The organism is Rhodothermales bacterium (genome assembly GCA_034439735.1).
In the GTDB taxonomy this organism is placed as follows: domain Bacteria; phylum Bacteroidota; class Rhodothermia; order Rhodothermales; family JAHQVL01; genus JAWKNW01.
Map to the genome: position 1 here is coordinate 1 of JAWXAX010000167.1, position 19,885 is coordinate 19,885.

Genomic DNA, 19,885 nt, shown 5'->3' on the forward strand with positions numbered 1-19,885 from the left:
GTATTCAGAGACTCCCATACCCCCATACTCCCATACTCAAAAAACTCCCATCCTTAAAAGCTCTCAGACTCGGCCGTTGCCAGCCGCTCCTGCATGAGCGCCTCGGCCATCTGGAACTGATAGGGATAATCGATATCCAGCGACCGTTCGGGCGGCATGGCATAGCCAACCATCGGTTCGTGGAAGAAGGTGCCGTTGGCCAGGAAGCGCGTTACGGAGGCCATATACAGCGCACCGTTGGGGTGATAGGCCGTGTCGATCGACTGGCTGCGGGTGGTCCGAAGGTAGGTTTCCGGCTCGCGCATCGCAAGGCCGGCGTCCTCCGCGATTGTCATCGCCAGCTGGGGCGGAAACTCGTAGTTCGTGACGGCGATGAGACTGACGTCTCCCGTCTGCCGTGCGTACAGGGCCGCGGCGCGGCGCACGTCTTCCGCCGTCCGGAACGGGCAGGTCGGCAGCATGACGGCCACATGGTCGTAGCGCGTGTTCATGCCGTCTCGCCGGAGGTATTCTTCGGCGACGCGAACCATCGGAACGGTGTCGCCGGCGAGACTGGCGGCGCGTTCGTCCGTGCCGGCGCCCCATTCTCGGGCCACGGCGAGGATCTCGGCATCGTCGGACGAGACGACGACATCCGCGAACACACCCGAATCGATAGCGGCTTCGAGGGTGTAAGCCAGCAGCGGCTTGCCGGCGAGGGGGAGGACGTTTTTGCGGGGCACGCGTCGTGAGCCGCCGCGGGCCGGAATGAGGCAAAGGATGTTGGACATACGCGTCAGGCCGGCAGCGCCGCCAGGGTTTTGGTGAAACGGGAACGGATGAGGTGTGCGTCGCGCACGGACTGCCGGATGATGGTGCAGACGCGGTCCACATCCTCCAGGGAAAGGTCGTTTGAGGTTGGCAGATTCATCCCGCGGGCGGCCAGGGACGCCGTCACCGGGAAGTCTCCGTGGGCATAGGGGATGTACGCCGGCTGGTCGTGCAGCGGGCAGAAGAAATTGCGGGTCTCGATACCGTGTTCGGCGAGCACGCTGCGGAGCGTATCGCGGTCGAGGCCCAGCACCGACTCGTCGATCAGGATCGAGTACAGCCAGAATATATTCCGGGCCCAGGGCGCCTCCGGGGGCAGGATAATGCCGGGTAGATCGCCGAGGCCCCGGTTGTAGCGGTCGACGATTTCGAGGCGTTTCGCGAGAAACGCGTCCACGCGCTCCATCTGGGCGAGGCCGATGGCCGCCTGAATGTTGGTCATCCGATAATTGAAGCCGGCATAGAGGTGCCAGTAGCGCCGGCTTTTCTCCATCCCATGATCCCGCAGGATCGCCATTTTCTCGTGCAAACTGCGGCGGTTGGTGGTCACCATCCCCCCTTCCCCGGTCGTGATGACCTTGTTGGCGAAGAAGCTGAAGCAGCCCACGTCGCCGAACGTGCCCACCTGCCGGCCTTTGTACTCGGCCCCGAGCGCCTCGGCGCAGTCCTCGACGACAAACAGGTTGTGCCGGCGGGCAAGGTCCATGATCGGGTCCATGTCGCACGGATGGCCGTAGAGGTGGACCGGCATGATGGCGCGGGTGCGGACGGAGAGGGCCTCGCGGACGCCGGCGGCGCTGAGGGTCCAGGTGTCGGGGTCGACGTCGGCGAAGACGGGGATGGCGCCGGCGTGGATGACCGCGTTGGCCGAGGCGCCGAATGTGAGGTTCGGGACGATCACCTCGTCCCCGGGCCCGACGCCGAGGGCGACGAGGGCGAGGTGCAGCGCCGTGGTGCCGCTGGAGGTACAGAGCGCGTGTTCGCTGCCGACATACGCCCGGAACGTCTCCTGAAACCGGTTGACGTATTCGCCCTGCGACGAGATCCAGTTGGTGGCGATGCAGTCGCTGACGTACTTGAGTTCGTTGCCGCCCAGTGCCGGCTGGGTGACGGGGAGCCGCCACATCTCGGCCCAGGAGATCAGGTCCACCGGCTGCCCGCGTTCGTTGAGGAGCGGCAGATGGCGGACGCGTTCGTTGAGGAGCTTGAGGTTGTCGGCACGGGCCGCGCCGGCCGAGCCGGCGGCGAAGGTGCGGTTCATGTAGCGCTCGATCGGCTCATCGAGCGTGGCGCCGGCAAGCAGGGCGCGGCGGACGTCGCCATCCGTGAAAAGCCCCACCATCACCCCCTCGTCATCGACGACAAAGACGACGCCGAAGATGCCCCGGTTCAGGGCGCGGAGCAGGCTCTCGACGGTGTCGGAATACCGCAGCAGGTTATCCGTGATTGATCGCATGGAGTTGATGACGTTCGGGGTGAAGGATGCCGGCGACGAGATCGCGTTGTTCGAGCATCTGGCTGATCGACAGCCCGTAGGCTTCCAGGACAAGGGTCGCCTCGGGGAAATGCCGGACGATCGGCCAGAACCAGGAATTGGCGCGAACAGGCAGGTTCTGGTCGGCCCAGCCGTCGTTTTCGCTGAGGTGAAAGGCTTCGATGCGGTGGGCCAGCCGCAGGCAGAACTCGCTCGGCATGAAGTCGCACGTCTTACCTGAGACGATGAGGTGGCCGACATCGACGAGGACGCCGAGGTTGCGGTCGTTGAGGCGCGCGAAGAAGCGCTCGAAGTCCTCGGCGGTGACCATGAGGAGGTGCCGCGTGCCGATCGGCCGGCGGGCCTGCACGTTATTTTCGACGAGGAGGCGAACGCCCGTGGCGCAGGCGTAGGTGCTGAGCGTGGCCATGCTCTCGCAGAAGCGGTCGAACGCGCGTTCGTACGCGTCAGTGTCGATCCCTAGCGCCAGGACGGCCTGGGCGTCGGCGTCGCCGAGCTGCTGTGGCGTGAGGTCGGCCACGAAGCCGCCGTGGACACTGTAAAACGGGGCGTCGAGGGCGGCGCAGAGGTCGATGGCCTGGTGGCAGAGCGCAAGGCTGGCGGCGAGGGCCGGCTTTTCGTCGGCCGCGAGGTTGAGCACAAAGGGCGTTGCCGGCGGCGGGAAGTAGTTATGGACCAGGCATGGTGCGAGCGTCTCAAGGCGATGGCCGACTGTCTTAAGGTCGACCGGATCGAGCCCCGAGCTGAGTTCGAGGTGCCGGATATCGTGCCGGAGGCAATGGAAGACGATGTCGTCCAGCGAGCGTGTCCGAAACGCACCGGTCGAGAGGTAGACTTCCTTCATGCGAGTTGCATTTGCATCATGGTGTGCCCGGTGCGCGGGCAGATGTCGAAGGCCGAGAAGCCGGCGTTGAGATAGGCCTGGAGGGCCGGCGCGTTGTCCGGATGCACCTTCAGCATCAGGGCCGCGACGTCGTTGCGCCGGCACCAGTCGATGGCCTCGGCGAGGGCGCGGCTGGCGAGTCCGTGGCCGGCGGCCTCACGGGCTATAAAGACCCCGAACGAGGGCCGGGCGAAGCCGTCGTCGAATCCTCGGAGCATAAAAAACCCGACGAGCCGGTGTTCTTGCCGGAAGCCCCAATACCGGTCGCGCCGCGCGGAGGCGAGGCGTTCGGCGAGGGCGGCCGGTGTATTTGAGGTAAAGGGGACAAAATATCTGCCATACTCCGGCCCGTCCGCAGTCAGCAGGGCGGCCAGATCAGCGGCGTCGGCCGGGCGGAGTTCAGCGAGCGTCGGCATCGTCCATGGCCACCTGGTCCTCGGAAACGGGGGCGTTTGCGGGGATATCGCACAGCGCCACGCGGCCAATGAGGCGTTCGAAGAAGACCGGCGCGAGGCCTGTCGCCGGCCGTTTGAAGGTGAGCATCTCCGGCGTAATTCGGTCGCCCTGGCGGATGTGCGTCCGCGTGTAGACGCTGCGGCGCATGCCGGGCGCATTCTTTTTTTCCACCTCCGACGGAATTTTAAGCCCGGACCCGAGCATACGCTCGGCCTCGCCGATGCGGTCTGCCAGGACCCGAAACGCCGCGGGGTCGACCGAGCTGGCGTGGTCCGGCCCGGGCATCCGGGTATCGAGCGTGAAGTGTTTTTCGATGACGCACGCGCCCAGGGCAACTGCGCCGATGCAGGCGGTGTCGGTGAGGGTATGATCCGAATAGCCGACGAGCACGTCGAACGCGTCGCGCATGGTCTGCATCGCCCGGAGGTTGGTATCCTCGATGGTCGATGGGTAGTTGGTGGTGCACTGGAGGAGGACGAGCTGGTCGTTGCCGGCGCCGCGGATCGCATCTACCGCGTTCGACACCTCGTCGAGTGTCGCCATACCGGTTGATAGCAGGATCGGCTTGCCTTTACGCGCCACGTATTTCAAGAAGTAGGGCTCGGCGACATGCAGGGACGCGAGTTTAAACGCCGGCATCCCGAGGTCGTCCAGGAAGTCCACATCCTCTACGTTGTAAGGCGTGGAGAGCAGCAGGACGCCGGTGGCTTCCGCGATCTCCATCAACTCGGCGTAGGCGTCGGACGACAGTTCGAGCCGGCGCAGCATATCTATTTGCGACTCGCCTGGATCGGTCGACCGCAGTTGATAGGCCGCTTTCGGCGCCTCCACCGACGCGACGCGTTCGGCCTTGAAGGTTTGAAATTTGACGCACCGGGCGCCGGCATCGCGCGCGGCGAAGAGCAGCTGCGCGGCGATGCGAGGGTCGCCGTTGTGGTTAACGCCGGCTTCGGCGATCACGAATACAGGATGGCCGGCTCCGAGGCGGATGCCGGCGATGTTGAGGGTTTTTTCCATGGTTCTTGTGCGTTGACCCGGGCGGTGAATCGGTTTGCGCGCGGGCGTACGGGAAGGTGCGTAATAGCCGGCGGAAGCGAGGTCGAGGCCGGCGAGGTGATCCAGGCGCCGGTTTCCCGATTGAAAATGGCGAAGGAGCCGATCCCCCATCCCGCCGGCCTTGAAATACCGCTGCCGATCCCGCTCAATGCCGGGGTCGACGCGCGCCGTATTGAGGCGCTGCTGCCGGGTGAGGTCAGCCAGGTCGTACCGCGAGGCGTCGGCCCCGATAAACGTCAGCAGGCGCGCCATTTCCCCCGTCTCAAGGTCGGATAAGCGTTCCATGACCGCGACGTGGATCCGGGCGTCGGGTAGAGCGGACGCGTAGAGGTCGTAGGTAGCGGCAAAGTCGTAAAACCAGAGGGGGATGCGCTTCACGCCAGCGGCGAGGCAGGCACAGATCCCGGCGGCATCCTGCTGGCACCGCGGGAAACTGCATTCCTGCGGCCGGGTCGAGAGGGCGTCTTCAATCGCATAGGGCGGAAAGGCCGGATTCCCCCGGTCGTGCGTGTACCGCGAAAACAGCAGCTGATCCTGCCGCCGGATGGAGAGCACGATGGCGCGGGGCAGGCCTTTTGTGAGCGCGGCGATGCGTTCGGCCGTTTGCCGCATGCGATACGGCCGCAGCAGGTTTTCGTGGGAGAGCAGGGTCGGCATCTCCGGGTGGCAGACGTCGTCGAACGCCCGCTGAAGCTTCGACAGATCCGCCACGTCGTTCATCGCCAGGTCGTTGACAAACGCGGTAGGGTCTACGCCGCCTCGGGCGGTCAGGTAGTCGGGGGCGCGTCGGCCGGCGTAGTGCACCTCGTCAATCCGTGGGAAGATGGCGTTTTGCAGCCAGGTCGTCGCCGTCTTGTGGTACCCGATATGGAGGATGACTGGAGACATGCCGCACGAAATGAAAGGACGCGCCGTGGGATGACGGCGTCGCGCCGGCGGGGAGGTCAAGGACTATGCCACCAGGACCGCCGTCGGAGAATCGGCGCCCGTTGCCGCGAGGCGGGGGCAAAGACGACGTGGTGCCATCCTTTTTTGACCGATGGCTGGAAAGAATTGCCGGGTGATTCCCGGCAATCGGCGATTTCACGCCGACGGCGCCCCGGAATAGCTTTTGCGCTCGGGCCCTGGCATAAGCACATCCACGCATCCAACACTTCGATCCAATGGCAACAATCCAGCAGAACAAGCAGGTGTGGGACGGATCCTACAACTGGCAAGAAAAGGGCAACGAATGGTCGGCCTCGTGGGGTGGCCCCGAGATGCAGTGGCAGGCCAGCCTCATGCCGCGCCTCTACCCCTTCCTTCCCGCTGCGTCCATCCTCGAGATCGCGCCGGGATATGGCCGCTGGACCCATTTTCTGAAGGACCACTGCCGGCAGCTGCAGCTTGTCGAGCTCTCCCAGGAATGCATCGACGCGTGTAAACAACGCTTCGCCGGCGAACGGCACATCGGCTACCACGTGAACGACGGGCTGTCGCTGTCGATGATCGCCGACGACAGCATCGACCTGGCGTTCAGCTTCGACTCGCTCGTGCACGCCGAGCAGGAGGTGATCACGGCCTACCTCCAGCAGCTCCGCCGCAAGCTCCGGAAGGACGGCGTGGCGTTCCTGCATCATTCGAACGTGGGCGCCTACGACAGCTACATCCAGTCGGTCAAGGGGATGTCGCCGCAGGAGTTCGAGGCGCTCGGGATCGTCCGGCCCGTCGACCACTGGCGGGCGCATAGCGTGAGCGCCACGAGTTTCGCGCAGGCGGCGCGGCAGGCCGGCCTGGCCTGCATCAACCAGGAAATGATCAACTGGCTGGATACGCCGCTGACGATCGACTGCATCTCCATCGTCACCCAACCGGGCTCGCGGTTCGCGCGGCCGAATCGCGTCTTCCGCAACCCCCAGTTCATGGATGAGGCGGCACACGCCGCACGCATCGCCCGCGCCTACGGCTACGCCGAAAGCGCTCGCCCCTCCGCCATCGAGAACCTCGCCATCTGACCCATGACCCCGGAACGCCCGAGTGAACCGCGGCTGCGGCTGCTGCACGTCCACACCTTCTACCCGGAGGCGACCGAGCAGCTCTACCGCGCGCAGCCCGCCCTGAAGGATACTTCCTTCGACACCCAGATTCAGGCCGTGCTCGACGACGGCGTGGCGGCGGCGCACATCTTCACGCCCTATCTGACGGAGCACGGCTACGATGCTCGCTTCGTCGTAGCGGACAACCCGTACGCACAAATCCAATGGCTGAATGAGCATCCCGCAGAGGCGAGGGGCATTAACCAGGCAACGTGGGTGCACGATGTGGTGCGCCGGCAGGTCGGGTTTTACCGGCCGGACATTTTTTATACCTGCAACCCCGTGCTCTTCGACACCGCCTTCATCGCCTCGCTCCCCTACCGCCCCCGGCTGGTGGCCGGCTGGCGCGCGGCGGACATCGCGGCGGGGGCGGACTGGTCGGGGTATGACCTCGTCCTTTCCGGCCTCCCTCTTTTGCTGGATGCCGTCCGCGCCATGGGGGCGCGGCACACAGCCTACTTCTACCCGGGCATGCCAGGGGGGATCGTGGAGTCCGTGGCGGACATCAAACCCGAGCTAGATGTGCTCTTCACCGGCTCGTGGACGATCCAACAACACGACACCCGTAACCGGATGCTCGAGCGCGTGGCCCGCGAAGCGGCCTCGGCGACGGCGCCGTTTTCGTTCGCGCTGCACACCGACCCCGGCCATCTGCCCGTGCCCGAGGCGCTGCGGCCGTTTGTGCGCCGGCCCGTGTTCGGCCAGGCCATGCACCAGACCCTTCGGCGGGCGCGCATCGTGCTGGATGCACGGGCGGATCATAAGCTGCGGAGCCCGAAGGGGGATACCGACCTTGGCGGGGGCGATACCGTCAACATGCGGCTGTTCGAAGCCACCGGCGCCGGCGCGTTTTTGCTGACCCAGCACGTGCCCGACCTGCATCGCTTCTTCGAACCCGGCCATGAGATCGAGACCTACCGGAGCGCCGACGAGCTGATCGAGAAGATCCGCTATTTCCTGGCGCATCCGGCCGAGCGCGAGGCCATCGCCCGGCGCGGCCAGGAGCGCTGCCAACGCGAGTACGACATGCGGGCGCGCGCCCGCGTGTTCGACCGACTTATGAGGATGTATCTGCCGGCCGCCAAATCGGCCCCCCGGCAAGATCAAGCGGCGGCGTCGGCTGTGCCAGCAGCCACGCCCGCCGCCGAATTCAAGGCGCCGTCGCCTTCGGAGCTCGAGGCACTGCTCCAGACGGCGATCCAGACGTTTAAAACCGGCCAGTACCAGGACGCCTTCCGGGCCGCCTCGCGCGCCAAGGCCATGCGGCTGCCGTTGCTCAATGTGGACTACCTCCGGGCAGCCTGCCTGCTGCATCTGGGCAAGCCGTTCGACGCCCGCGAGGCGCTGCGCGAAGAACTACACCACTTCCCGGACAACGAAAACGCGCGTGCCTTGCTCCAGCAGGTGCTGCAGACCGCGCCCGACACAAAAGCCATCGGCGACGCCGCGTTCCAGGAGCTGCTCGCGCTCGTCCGCCCCCACACCATGATGCCCGAGAAGCGGCTCTACAACCTGTACGCCATCGCGCGGCGGGTGTGTGAGCAGGATATTCCGGGGGATTTCGTGGAGTGTGGCGTCGCGCGCGGCGGGTCGACCGCCATGCTCGCCCTCGTCATCCAGCGCTACAGCAAACGGCAGCGGCACCACTACGCGTTCGACACGTTCAGCGGGATGCCCGAGCCGACCGTTCACGACACCCAGAACGGCATACCGGCGGACGAAACCGGCTGGGGCACGGGCACCTGCGCCGGCTCCGTCGATGGCGTCCGCGAGGTCTGCGAAACCCTCGGCGTCGCCGAGTTCGTCTCCCTCGTACCGGGCTTTTTTGAGGATACGCTGGCCGGCCAGAAAGACGGCATCGGCCCCATCGCCCTGTTGCACCTGGATGCCGACTGGTACTCGTCCACCATGACGATCCTCAACGAGTTCTACGACCAGGTCGTCCCCGGCGGCGTCATGCAATTCGACGACTACGGATGCTGGGAAGGCTGCCAGAAAGCCACCGACGAATTTCAGCAATTCCGCGGCATCTCCTTCCCCCTTGAACCCGTCCCGGGCGACAACCAGGGGATGTGGATGCTGAAGGGATAGCTTCGCGTTCCAGGTTCAATGTTCTATGTTCAAGGGCTTGAGAAACTGTTGAGATTTGCGTTTTGCATAGTGAGCAAGTCATCCCCGCGCAGGCGGGGACCCAGAAAAATGTCAGTCTGAGGGCTGGATCCCCGCCTGCGCGGGGATGACTATGCCTTGGGTTGTGGAAATCTCAACAGTTTCTGAACCCTATATAAATCCCCTTTCACCCCTTGAACATCGAACCTTAACCCTTAAACCCTCCATGCCCTCCATCCTCCATCTCATTGAAGCCATGGACGCCGGCGGGGCTACGCGGGCGGCGTTAACGACAGCACGGGCGTCCGCGCGGCTCGGGCCGTATACGCACCGGATCGCGGGGCTCGGAGGCGTGTCGGACGAGGCGCGGGCGCTGGCGCGGGAGGCCGGCGTCGAGGTGGTGGCGCTGCCGGACACGACGGCGCTGCACGCCGCCATCGAGGCGGCGGACGTTGTACAGATCGAGTGCTGGAATGCGCCGGCGGTGATGCAATTCGTCCGCTCGAACTTCCCGGCCTGCCGGCTGGCTGTGTGGCACCATGTGGCCGGTACCGCCGCGCCCCAGCTGATCTCCCCGGCCCTTGCGGCGATGGCGGACCTGACGATCGCCTGCAACCCGTTCACCTTCGAAACCAACGCGATCTTCCATACGCTGCCGGAAGAAAAGAAGGCAATGGTGCTCGCGCCGGCGGACCTCGACCGGGTGAAGGATGTCGTGCCCCGGCCACACGCCGGCTTTAATGTCGGCTACATCGGTACCGTCAGCTTCGTCAAGATGCACCCCGAATACGTCCCGATGAGTGCGTCGATCCGGATTCCGGATGTGCGCTTTGTCGTCTGCGGCAACGGGATCCAGGAGCAACTCCGCCAACAGGCGACGGCGCTGAACGCTGCGGATCGGTTTGATTTTAAGGGGTATGTGGAGGATATCGCCGGCGTGTTGGCCACGATGGACGTCTACGGCTACCCGCTTTGCCCCGAGACCTATGCCGCGGCCGAGCTTAACCTTCAGGAGGCGATGTACGCCGGCGTGCCGCCTGTCGTTTTCCCGTACGGCGGCGTCGTCCGCCTCATCGAGCATGAACAGACCGGGCTGATTGTCGATACGCCGGCCGCCTACCGCGACGCCGTCGAACACCTCTACCATCATCCCGAAGAACGCCTGCGCCTCGGCCGCAACGCCGCGGCACACGCCCGCGCCCACTTCGGCGCGGAAAACGCGGCGGTGGCGATGAATGCCTGTTATGAGCGGCTGATGGCCCAACCGCGCCGCCACCACGCCTGGTCCGGCGGCCCCTCCCCTTCGACGGCCCATACGCTGGCGGACTCGCTCGGAGACGAGGGCGCGGACCTGACGACGAGCCTCGCCGGCCGCTGGTCCGCCCAGGTGCTCGCCGCCGACCGCCGGATCGGGGCCGCGAGTTTCCTTATGTACAATAGCGGCTATTACCGCTATGCCCGGCATGCGCCGACCGATGGCCACCTCCGCCTCTGGTGCGGTCTCTACCTGGAGGCCAACGGCGCGTCGGCGCAGGCGATCGGCGAATACGCCGCCGCGTTCCAGGCCGGGCTCCAGGACATCCGCCTCCAGTGGTATTTCGCGCGGACGCTCCGCGCCATGGGCGAACACGACAAGGCGCGGCCGATTTACGAGCGCCTCCGGGCCGGCGTGCAGGGGTTCGATGCGATGACGGGTGACGATGCGTATCGGCCGAAGCCGGCCGTCGCCGGAGCCCCGCCCCGGGTGACGGCGCTGGTATCGACTTACAACGCCGAGGCGTTTATCCAGGGTTGTATGGAAAACCTCGTAGGCCAGACCCTTTTCGCAAAAGGCGGGCTCGAAATCGTCGTCGTCGACGCCGCGAGTCCCCAGAACGAACGGGCGGTTGTCGAGGCCTTCCAGCGCCGGCACGAGCGCATCCGCTACGTGCGTACGCCGGCGCGCGAGCCCCTTTACGCGAGCTGGAACCGCGGCATCGGGATGGCGGCCGGCAGCTACCTGACCAGCGCCAACACCGACGACCGCCACCGCGCGGACGCCCTGGAGGTCATGGCCGATCTCCTGGACGAAAGCCCCGACATCGCCCTGGTGTATCCGGGCCAGATCGACACCAGCGTCCCGAATGAGACGTTTGTTACCACGTCCTCGAAGAAGCGCCTCGACTGGCCGGTGTACTCCTATCGCGAACTCGAGCGTCACTGCATCATCGGCTCCCAGCCGATGTGGCGGAAGCGGCTGCATGACGATTACGGGTTGTTTCGGGAGGAGTTGATCTCGGCCGGCGACTACGAGTTCTGGCTCCGTGTCGGCAAACACGAGCCGTTTTACCGGTATCCGGGGACGCTGGGGCTGTATTATCGGAACCCCGCCGGCATCGAACACGGCGCGGCGACGGGCAAACGCGAGACGATCCGGATCTGGGAGGAATACGGGATGTTCGACCGCGGCGTGTTGACGATCCTCGATGGCCAGCTCTTCTCCCGGGCGCACATCCAGCGGTATTTCCCGGAAGGAGGATACACGCCGGCGAAGACCCTCCCCGAGTACATCACCCGGTTCCAGGAAAGCCTCTCCCGCCGCGACCTAGCGCTGGCCACACGCATCGCCGACGAGGCCGTGAACGCTTTCCCGCGCGCGCCGTATCCGTTTGTGCTCCGCGCCATTTCATCGCGGATGCAGGGCCAGTTCGGGCCGGCGATCGAGGCGCTGGAGGCCTCGTTGAAGCTGGAGGAAAGCCCCGAGGCGCTGTACGAACTCATCCAGACCTCCCTCGCCACCGAACACCACACCGAGGCCCGCCGCGCCGGCGATTACCTCAAGCAGCGCTTCCCCGATTGGGCCGCGATGGTGGAAAAAATGGCGTTGTAAAGCCGATCCACGCCCCATCACGTAGGTCGGGTTAGCGAAGCGTAACCCGGCGCTTGCTCCACGCTCCCTCGACCCCAATCGAAGCAAGGCGTAACCCGGCGTTACAAAATTCGCATTTCAATCCGCCAGACGCAGTTCAAATGGATTCGACACCCTGGATTCCAGCGGGGCCGGATAAAATTCCTCGGGTTGAGTGTACACCATCAGGCGAAGCCGAAACGTCCCTTCGATTGGGCCGACGAATTCCGGGCCGCAGTTCTGGTCCGGCAAACATGCATTGATCTCCCCCTCCAAGTCGATTGAAGCGCCAGGCATCAACTTCTTACGCGGACGATTGCACATCAATATGTGGATGGGCGAATACACCATGACCCAGGTATCGTCTTGTTTGCGCACTAACGACGTAGATGTGGTGTGACAGCCAGGCAAAAAGACGGCGTCGAAAGACGTGTTCGTAAACACCGACGGGATAGCTACATAGAGAAACCGCCGGCTATCTTCTCCGATGACGACCTCATAGCTGGCTTGCGACGTTTGAATCGCGTAGTCTTGCGCGAGAGTGACCAGCACCCAGGGAGTGGTCAGGAGCGATACGAGCAGTGAATGAGCGAGAAATCGCATAAGACTGATTTAATGTCAATCGAAAGCCCGATCGTTAGACCGTAATTCGAGTTCGAGAAAACCGGCCGCCAATACGCCATGAAGTTGCGGTGTGCCGCCGAGTGGTGTGAACACTAAAAACGCGTTGTCAGCTTAAACACACCACTCGTCGCCATCCATTTAAGCACTTCAGAAAAGGTTGAAAAAAGCTGTTTCTCCCGTCTCGTCTTCCCCAACTCGATTGGGGATCCAAGCCATTCATGCAGCATTGCATGGATCCCCGCTTTCGCGAGGACGACGAACCTGGAGAATAGCGACATTGCAAAGAGTGGAAACCCACTAAAAATCAGCATTGCGCAAATCCCAACAGTTTTTTATTCCCCCTCGACCACAAACGGCACCGAGCGCACCCAATCGCCCTCAGAACGTTTGTCCCTTGAAACCCTCAAGGCGAAACGATACACGCCGGCAGGTGCATGCGTAATCCGGATGACTTGCGAGATAGGATCCGAGAGTCATAACACACCAAATCAACCGGCGCCCCCCTTCTCACTCGGCCGGCGACAGCTGCGTGATCGGCGTTAGCGCCACCTTCCGGAACTCCACCTCCGCCCCTTCCGCCTGGAGCGCGATCTGCCCGCGGTCGACCGTGGCGTTGAAGCCGTCGTTGACCAGGTCCCCGTTCAGCCAGACCCGCAGCGTGTTGCCCACGGTCTCGATCGTCATGGCATTCCATTCGCCGACCGGTCGCTCCGAACCGTCGGTGAGGTTGAGGATACGGCGGGCTTTGCCCTCGGTGATCCCCCATTCGGCGCGTGGCCCGCGCCGGGCCTCCATGTCCGGCACTTCGATGTCCTCGACGATCACCCAGAAGTCGCCGGCGTTTTCATGCAGCATCTGGACCTCGATGGACTTCGGAAACATCGCGTACAGGGCCCGAGGTGTCGAGGCGTGGACGAGCGCGCCGCAGTTGCCGGGTTCGCCGGCGAAGCGGTATTCGATTTCGAGCCGGTAGTTCTGGTGCACGTCATCCGTGATGAGATGGCCTTCCGGCGTGCCGGCGCTGACGAGCAGGCCGTCGCGCACGAAGAACGGGTTCTCGACGGCGCTTGTGTCCATCGCCGGGATGTCGATGTGCCAACCCGTCAGGTCGCGCCCGTTGAAGAGTGCGCGCGACTCGGGAGGGGCTTCGCAGCCGGCGGCGACGAGGAGGAGTACCAGGATGCCGGCTGGTTTTAAAAGGATGTTGTGCATGGTGATGGTGACAAATGTGTGTGTGTAGAGATGCTCCACAGGAGCGTCTCTACGAAATGGGTGCGGGCCGGCAATGAGCACATAAAACCCAACGTCATCGCTTTTTCGCCGCCTTCCTTTCCAGGTTCTCGTGGAGGCGGGCGGCGGCGATGCGGGCGATGAGGTCGTACGGGATGGGTTCGCTCAAGGGCAGCTGGAGGTTGCCCTTTTCGCCGCGGTACCGGGCGATGTCCTTCTGGAGCTGCGCATCCCCTTTTACCGGAGGAAAGATGCCGATGTGTTTTTTAAACGCCGCGTAGTAGATCACCATACCATGTTGGGCGAAAGCCGGCATGCCGTAGCTGATCTTTTCGTCTGCTTCGGGAAGGGCTTTGCGCACCGTTGCCTGTAAGGTCCGCAGGATCTCCTGGATGTCGGGCGGGAAGCCGGCGATGTAGGCGTCGACGGTGGCGGGTTTGACGGGGGGTTCGTTCATAGGGATTTTGATAGATGAGCTGGTGGCCCTCAGAGCATCCATTCAAACGGGAGGAGCGCCAGCAGACGCACCTTCAGACGCCGGAATGCGGTTGTACCCGGTTCGATGGTATGGCGTTTCTTGCCCTCGGGAGTCCATTCGAGCCACTCGAGCCGGCCCTCCGGCGTGAGGTAGACCTCGTAGGCCGTGAGGGCAAACTCGGCGTCGAACACATGGCTAAGCCGGCGCGCGAGGTCAGGGCTATCCAGCAACAGCCCCATTTCCGTGTTAAACCGCGCGGACCGGGGGTCGAAGTTAAACGATCCCACGAACACATGCCGGTCGTCCAGCGCAAACGTCTTGGCGTGGAGGCTGGCGGCGGAACTGCCGCCGATGGACTCATGCGCACCGGTGGTATCGCCCCACCCGCGTTTGAGTTCAAACAATTGAACCCCGGCGCGGAGCAGCGCCTTGCGGCGTTTGGCGTAGCCGGCATGGACGGCCGTGACGTCCGTTGATTCCAGCGAGTTGGTGAGGACGCGAACCTGGACGCCACGTTCGGACAGCCTCTTCAGCGTCGCCGTTCCCGCCGCCATCGGCACGAAGTAGGCCGACACCAGATCGAGGCGACGCACCGGTGAACCGATGTGTTCGAGCAGCTGTGTCAGGAGCAGCACCTCGGGGTGCTCATCGTGTCCCAGCGTTTTGAGAGGATCGTCGTAGAGGAGGTGGGCTTCTGTCCAGATCCATGCTCGTTTGCCCTCCTCCAATTCGGTCAAGATAGGCGTCTCGTAGAGGGCTTGCATGTAACCGGTCGAATCTGGATCCATCCGATTGGCCGTAAACTGATCCAACAGCCGCTCGCCCTCGGCCGGGCCGGCCGGCGGGACAAGCCGGGAGATGGGCGCGGCCAGGGTGCTGGTCCAGTAGAGGTCGAACATCGTCCCCGCTTCTTCCACTACCGCCCCGATCGCCAGCACATCGAGGTCGGTGAACGCCATTCCATCCCCCTCGGCGTAGTATTCGTTGCCCACGTTTCGGCCGCCAGTCACTATCGCCTTTCCGTCCACCGTGAGCGACTTGTTGTGCATCCTCCGATTGGAGCGCCAGAAATCCGTCAGCGCGTTCATATAACGCAGCTTGCGCCAGCGGAGCGGATTGTAGATGCGGACCTCGATGTTCGGGTGGGTGTCTAGCCCGGCGAGGGTAGGGTCGAGTTCCTCCGTGGTGCCGTCGTCTAGCAGGAGCCGGACGCGAACACCGCGCTCGGCGGCGCGCCACAACGCCTCGAACAGAAGGAGGCCCGATTGGTCTCCACGCCAGATGTAATAGAGGGCGTCGATCGTGTCCTGCGCCGCATCCACCAGTTGGTGGAGGGCAACGAAGGCCTGACGGGGGCCCGCAAGCGGGAAGATCCCCGTCTGGCCGGCGTGTTCGGTGGTAGCCGTGGAAAACATGGGCTGCAGGGTTTAAGGTTCGGGGTTTAAGGTTCAAAGACGCTCATTCATAGAACCTTGAACTTTTTAACCTTAAACCGTTCATCCCATGTGGTAGAAGTACTCTTCCCGCACGATTTTCCCGTTTTTGACCTGGAAGAGCCCGACCTCATCCATCTGCATCCGCCGGCCCGACGGTTTGTGGGTGATGTCGTACTGGAAGCCGACGATGAACCGGTCGTCGTGCGGCCACGGGCCAGTGACCGTGGCGGAATGGACGTCGTGATTGGCCACCCACCAGGCGGATTTGGCGCGGATGGCTTCGAGGCCGCGGGCTTCCCGCTCGGATCCCGGCGGCGCGCCGGCTTCGACGCTCATGGCGTCTTCCGCGAAGAGGGTGTTAATGGCTTCGAGATTTTGACCCTGCCGGCAGAGGTCGGCCAGTTTGCGGGCAATGTCGAGGGTGGACATGGAGGCTACCTGCTATGGGTTGAACGGACCGACAAGGACGGAGCCGGCGGCGATATACGCAAGGGGGAGATGGTAACGTCATGGAAACATAGCCCGGGCTCCTGTACGATGTAACGCCGAGGGCGCTCCCTCACTCCATCTCCGGCGTCGCAGGCTTGTCGGCGAGGAGATGGTAGGTTTCGCTGGCTTTTTTGAACGTTTCGTGGTCGTCCAGTTGCCGGGCAGCGTGGGCGAGGGCGAGCCAGATGTCGGGGTCTTCCGGGAGGCGCCCGGTGGCATCCCGGAGCAGATCGAGCGCTTCGGCATGCCGGCCGGTATCCATGTAGAGCTTGCCGAGGCTGGTGAGAACCGCCGGCTCGTATGGCGCCTGGAGCCGGGCCTGTTCGAAGGCATTTAGGGCTGCTTCGCGATTTCCCGCGCGGAGGCGGATGAGGCCAAGGCGCACGAGCACCGTGAGCGGGGCGTGGGTTTCGTCGAACGAGGCAGAGAAGCGCTCGAGAAGTCGGGCGGATTCCTCCGTTCGGCCGGCCATCGTCAGGATATCGTACAACTCCCACACCGGCTGGGCGTGCCGCGGAAAGACGCGCGCCAGTTCGCGCACCAGCGCTTCCGCCTCGGCCGGCTGAGCCGTTCGCAGCCTCCGCACAGCCCGGACCCCCTCCACCAGGCGCTCCTGTTCGGCCGTCTTCATGGCCGCGCAGGCCGCGATAATGTCCGGCATAGGCTCATCCCAGGCGTGGGCGTCGAGGCTGGCGCCCTGCCGGCACAACGCCAGCACAAGCCGCGCCAGCCGCTCGGCCGCGAGGCCGTCGGCGCTGTGGTTCACATCGGCCAGATGCTGGTTCTGGCGTTGGACGACGGCGCGCGCCCTGCCGGGGTCGGCCAGTAAGGATTCAATGGCCGCGGTCAGGTCGGGCAGCCGGCGCACCACCAGCGGGCCCACCAGCCCCTCGTGCGCGAGCGCGGCTTCGGGATCCATCGTCACCGCAATCACAGGGCGACGCCGAAGCATGGACTCGACTACGGCGTGCGAGGATTCGAGGCAGACGACCATATCCGCCGCCCGCACCGCATCGCCGTTCGAGCATCGCACGAGATAGACATCCCCATAGCCTTCTTCATCCAGCCACTTCTCGTAGTGTTTGCCCAGGCCGGCCACATCGGCGCCGGCGGCCACAAGGAGAGCCTCATCCTCCGCGGCCGGCTCGACGATCAGCTGGCACCCGCCCTGCACGGCCCGGGTCGCTTGCAGAGCGGCTATGTGCAGCGCCATGGAAAAGCGGAAGCGCCGTGCAAAATCCGCCGACACGCCTTCAAACGGAGGCACCCGGAGGAGGATCACCGGGCGGTCCGGCGGCATCCCGAGCCGTAGTCGGGCCTCGTGCTTCTGCGTCCGTTGCTCATTTCCGCCCGCCCCGGGCTCCGCCTTTCCGGGCCAGCCCGTCACAAACACCTGGTCGGACGCTACGCCGGCCGCGACGAGTCGGTCGCGGTCGAGCCGGCTTCCCACCGCGGCGAAATCGGCAAACAGTGCCGGCTCCGCCACGGCCTCGAGGCCGCTGCCGTACCACCACTCGCCCAGGGCCAGCGTCGGCACCTGTGCTTCGCGGGCGAAATGGACCACCGCGCGCGAAGCGTCCGAATGGTCGTCGCCAACGACGATGAGGCGGACATCATACGCGTGCAGGACGCGTTTGAGGGTGTCGATTGCCAGCACCTGCTGCTCCAGCCGGCGGAGGAGCGAACGGAAGAACGGTTGCCCCACCTCGTGGAGCAACCCGCCGTCCGTCGAAGCGGCTCCGGGCGCCACCTCCGCGATCTTCATCAGTGTCAGGAGGGCGTTCACGCGCCGCGTGCTTTCGACGGCGGCGCGCTCGCGCAAGGGTAGCGAGGCAAAGGCGTGCCAGTCGATGCATGGGATGCCGGCCGCATGCGCCGCATGCAGCGTCGGGCGGTCGCGCAGGGCGTCCGCTTCTTTGAGGATGGGCACATAGCCGGCTTCGGAGGCCGCCCGGAGCACCGACATGTACGCGTTCGCCACGCCGCTCGTCTCGTAGAACACGACGCCTTTTTTCATCTCACGCATCCCCCTTGGCCTCTCGCCGATGCAGCGCCCACATGAAATACGGGAAGGATCCTTCCTCCAACAACTCGGCCAGCGGCACGCCTTCGTAGGTCAGTACGGCCCGGGCTTCGGGATGCGCCGCCCAGGACCGGGCTTCCTCCCGCGCCGCGGCGGCACGGGCGGCAACGACGTCACGCGGCTCCTCGGACCAGTGGCGGTCGAGCGCGGCGGCAATGTCTGCCGGCGTCACCCGCCAGCCGTTGCCGCAGGTCGCGCACGTACACGCCCCGACCGGTAGGCCGGCCACCGTCGGCAACAACGCCGCGTACACCGCCTGGCACGCCGCGCATCGCACGATGAGATAGGCGGCGTGCCGGCGGGGCTCGATGCCCAGAATCGTCGCCTCGGGTGAAAAGATCTTGGCCCTGGTCATGCGGTCAACCCGTGGTTTCCGTCGGGATGAGTTGCGCAAGCGTTTCGCGGAGGGCGCCTTTCTGGAACAGGGCCGCCTTGCGGTCGCTCCGCTTCTCCATCGGCAGGGCCGAGAGAACCTTGCGGGTCTCGGTGATCTGCTGGAAGAGCGAGTAGTGCTGCTCGATGAAATCGCGGTACGCCTTCGAACTGTAGATGTGCGACGTGACCATGCCCACGGCCTCGTCGACCGTATTAAAAAGCACCTGTTCCGGCCAGATGCCGCCCGAGAACGGGAAGTTATGGACGACCGGCTTGATGCCGCAGGCCATCGCCTCGGCGATCGAGTAGCCAAAGCTCTCGTGCATCGAGGTGGAGAGGAGGAACTGCTTGTCCGACAGCCATCCACCGATGTCCTTCTGCCAGCCGTCGAACTGGACGTTGTTCGCGAGGCCCATCTCCTTGATCATGTGGTTCCAGTAGATCTGCACCATCGGCTCCTGGAATTGGCCGGCGACATACAGCTTGTACCGAGCGTCGAAGCGGACGAGCTTGGCGAGGATTTGCAGGAGCAACGTCGGGTTTTTGCGGGAATGGATGTAGCCCACGCTGGCGAGGTTGAAGCCCGGGCTGCGCGGCGTGAACCGGTAGCGGTCGATCGCTACGCCGTTGCACACTACGGCCACCTGGACGCGGTCCTCGATCCCCGGCACGGTGCTGCGGAGGATCGTGATGAGGTGGTCGGTGACCAGCATCAGGGTGTCGATATTCTCCCACTGGACCTGCGCCGGCATCGGGGTGAAGACCTCGTAGCGATGCAGCCGGCAGACGATCGGCTTGCGGCGGGCGACTTCGAGGCGCGAGGCGTGGACCACGAGTTCGTCGCACCACTCGAACCAGCAGATATCGGCCTGCTCCATAAGCGGGGCGACCTCCTCGATCCGGGAGATGACGGCCTTCGTGACGTCGTAATGACGGTTGAGACCGCCGATGAGGTCGTCAAGGAACTGGTCGAAGCCGGCGCGGACGAACAGCGTCAGTTTCCGTTTGCCCATCGAGAGACCGGGTTCGACGCCGGGAATACGCTGTGGGACGGCGTCGATCTGGGCGAGCTGGTTGGCGTTCGCCACGAGGCGCGCTTTGCGGTACCATTCGAGCGCGTACGGGAAATCGGCCATCTGCTCGTACAGATTGCCCAGCAGGTAAAGCACTTCGAAGCGCTCCGGCGCCTGGGCGAGGGCGGCGAAAAGGCGTTCCTCGGCCTCGGGATACTGTTTCCGTTCGAGCGCGACGATCGCCCCCAGGAGGTAATAGCGCTCGTCCTGCCCGTAGGTCTTCCGCCACGTCGCCAGCAGCGCTTCCGCTTCCGAAAGCTGCCCGTTTTGAATGCAGGATTTGATGGTTTCTTTTGCGTCAAACTGTCGTTGATCCATGGCCATTG

The 19,885-nt window shown here is 64.4% G+C and carries 16 protein-coding genes; 3 read left to right on the top strand and 13 right to left on the bottom strand.

All coding sequences use genetic code 11. From position 1 onward, the window contains the following. Positions 1-53 precede the first annotated feature (53 nt). From SH809_12765 to SH809_12785, 5 genes are read right to left on the bottom strand one after another with little or no spacing between them, the layout of a single operon-like run. Complete coding sequence (locus tag SH809_12765) at positions 54-770, bottom strand: acylneuraminate cytidylyltransferase family protein (GenBank protein ID MDZ4700572.1); 717 nt, start codon at positions 768-770, stop codon at positions 54-56. A gap of 5 nt (positions 771-775) precedes the next feature. Further along, positions 776-2,266 carry an aminotransferase class I/II-fold pyridoxal phosphate-dependent enzyme gene (locus SH809_12770; GenBank protein ID MDZ4700573.1) on the bottom strand — a complete coding sequence of 497 codons (1,491 nt, stop codon included), beginning with the start codon at positions 2,264-2,266 and terminating at the stop codon, positions 776-778. Continuing rightward, positions 2,247-3,149 carry a TIM barrel protein gene (locus SH809_12775; protein ID MDZ4700574.1) on the bottom strand — a complete coding sequence of 301 codons (903 nt, stop codon included), beginning with the start codon at positions 3,147-3,149 and terminating at the stop codon, positions 2,247-2,249. Before SH809_12775 ends, SH809_12770 begins: the two co-directional genes overlap by 20 nt. After that, positions 3,146-3,604, bottom strand: coding sequence for a GNAT family N-acetyltransferase (locus SH809_12780; protein MDZ4700575.1), 459 nt, complete (start codon positions 3,602-3,604; stop codon positions 3,146-3,148). The genes SH809_12775 and SH809_12780 overlap by 4 nt, the downstream gene beginning before the upstream one ends. Further along, entirely contained in the window at positions 3,588-5,588 is a 2,001-nt protein-coding gene (locus SH809_12785; GenBank protein ID MDZ4700576.1) for an N-acetylneuraminate synthase family protein, read from the bottom strand. The genes SH809_12780 and SH809_12785 overlap by 17 nt, the downstream gene beginning before the upstream one ends. Positions 5,589-5,863: 275 nt before the next feature. Here SH809_12785 and SH809_12790 point away from each other — a divergent pair, with 275 nt between their 5' ends. The 3 genes from SH809_12790 to SH809_12800 all read left to right on the top strand — a co-directional run bounded on the left by SH809_12790 (position 5,864) and on the right by SH809_12800 (position 11,753). Next, positions 5,864-6,694 (top strand): class I SAM-dependent methyltransferase, encoded by an 831-nt coding sequence (locus tag SH809_12790; protein MDZ4700577.1) that lies wholly within the window; start codon positions 5,864-5,866, stop codon positions 6,692-6,694. Between the two features lie 3 nt (positions 6,695-6,697). Continuing rightward, the gene (locus SH809_12795) at positions 6,698-8,866 is read left to right on the top strand and encodes a TylF/MycF/NovP-related O-methyltransferase (protein ID MDZ4700578.1); all 2,169 of its coding nucleotides are present in this window, start codon (positions 6,698-6,700) and stop codon (positions 8,864-8,866) included. A gap of 244 nt (positions 8,867-9,110) precedes the next feature. Further along, positions 9,111-11,753 (top strand): glycosyltransferase, encoded by a 2,643-nt coding sequence (locus SH809_12800; protein MDZ4700579.1) that lies wholly within the window; start codon positions 9,111-9,113, stop codon positions 11,751-11,753. A gap of 117 nt (positions 11,754-11,870) precedes the next feature. On the opposite strand, the gene SH809_12805 is transcribed toward SH809_12800, so the two are convergent. The 8 genes from SH809_12805 to SH809_12840 form a co-directional block, all read right to left on the bottom strand. Next, positions 11,871-12,374: a hypothetical protein gene (locus SH809_12805; GenBank protein MDZ4700580.1), complete on the bottom strand. Its 504-nt coding sequence runs from the start codon at positions 12,372-12,374 to the stop codon at positions 11,871-11,873. A gap of 528 nt (positions 12,375-12,902) precedes the next feature. Further along, positions 12,903-13,607 carry a DUF1080 domain-containing protein gene (locus SH809_12810; GenBank protein MDZ4700581.1) on the bottom strand — a complete coding sequence of 235 codons (705 nt, stop codon included), beginning with the start codon at positions 13,605-13,607 and terminating at the stop codon, positions 12,903-12,905. Between the two features lie 94 nt (positions 13,608-13,701). Further along, positions 13,702-14,082, bottom strand: coding sequence for a DUF1801 domain-containing protein (locus SH809_12815; GenBank protein MDZ4700582.1), 381 nt, complete (start codon positions 14,080-14,082; stop codon positions 13,702-13,704). A gap of 29 nt (positions 14,083-14,111) precedes the next feature. Beyond that, positions 14,112-15,518, bottom strand: coding sequence for a phospholipase D family protein (locus tag SH809_12820; GenBank protein ID MDZ4700583.1), 1,407 nt, complete (start codon positions 15,516-15,518; stop codon positions 14,112-14,114). Between the two features lie 81 nt (positions 15,519-15,599). Continuing rightward, the gene (locus tag SH809_12825) at positions 15,600-15,968 is read right to left on the bottom strand and encodes a nuclear transport factor 2 family protein (protein MDZ4700584.1); all 369 of its coding nucleotides are present in this window, start codon (positions 15,966-15,968) and stop codon (positions 15,600-15,602) included. Positions 15,969-16,098: 130 nt separating this feature from the next. Next, on the bottom strand, positions 16,099-18,045 hold the full coding sequence (locus SH809_12830; GenBank protein MDZ4700585.1) for a tetratricopeptide repeat protein: 1,947 nt from the start codon (positions 18,043-18,045) through the stop codon (positions 16,099-16,101). Position 18,046: 1 nt separating this feature from the next. Continuing rightward, positions 18,047-18,466, bottom strand: coding sequence for a hypothetical protein (locus tag SH809_12835; protein MDZ4700586.1), 420 nt, complete (start codon positions 18,464-18,466; stop codon positions 18,047-18,049). Positions 18,467-18,470: 4 nt separating this feature from the next. Continuing rightward, entirely contained in the window at positions 18,471-19,877 is a 1,407-nt protein-coding gene (locus tag SH809_12840) for a glycosyltransferase (GenBank protein ID MDZ4700587.1), read from the bottom strand. Between the last annotated feature and the right edge of the window lie 8 nt (positions 19,878-19,885).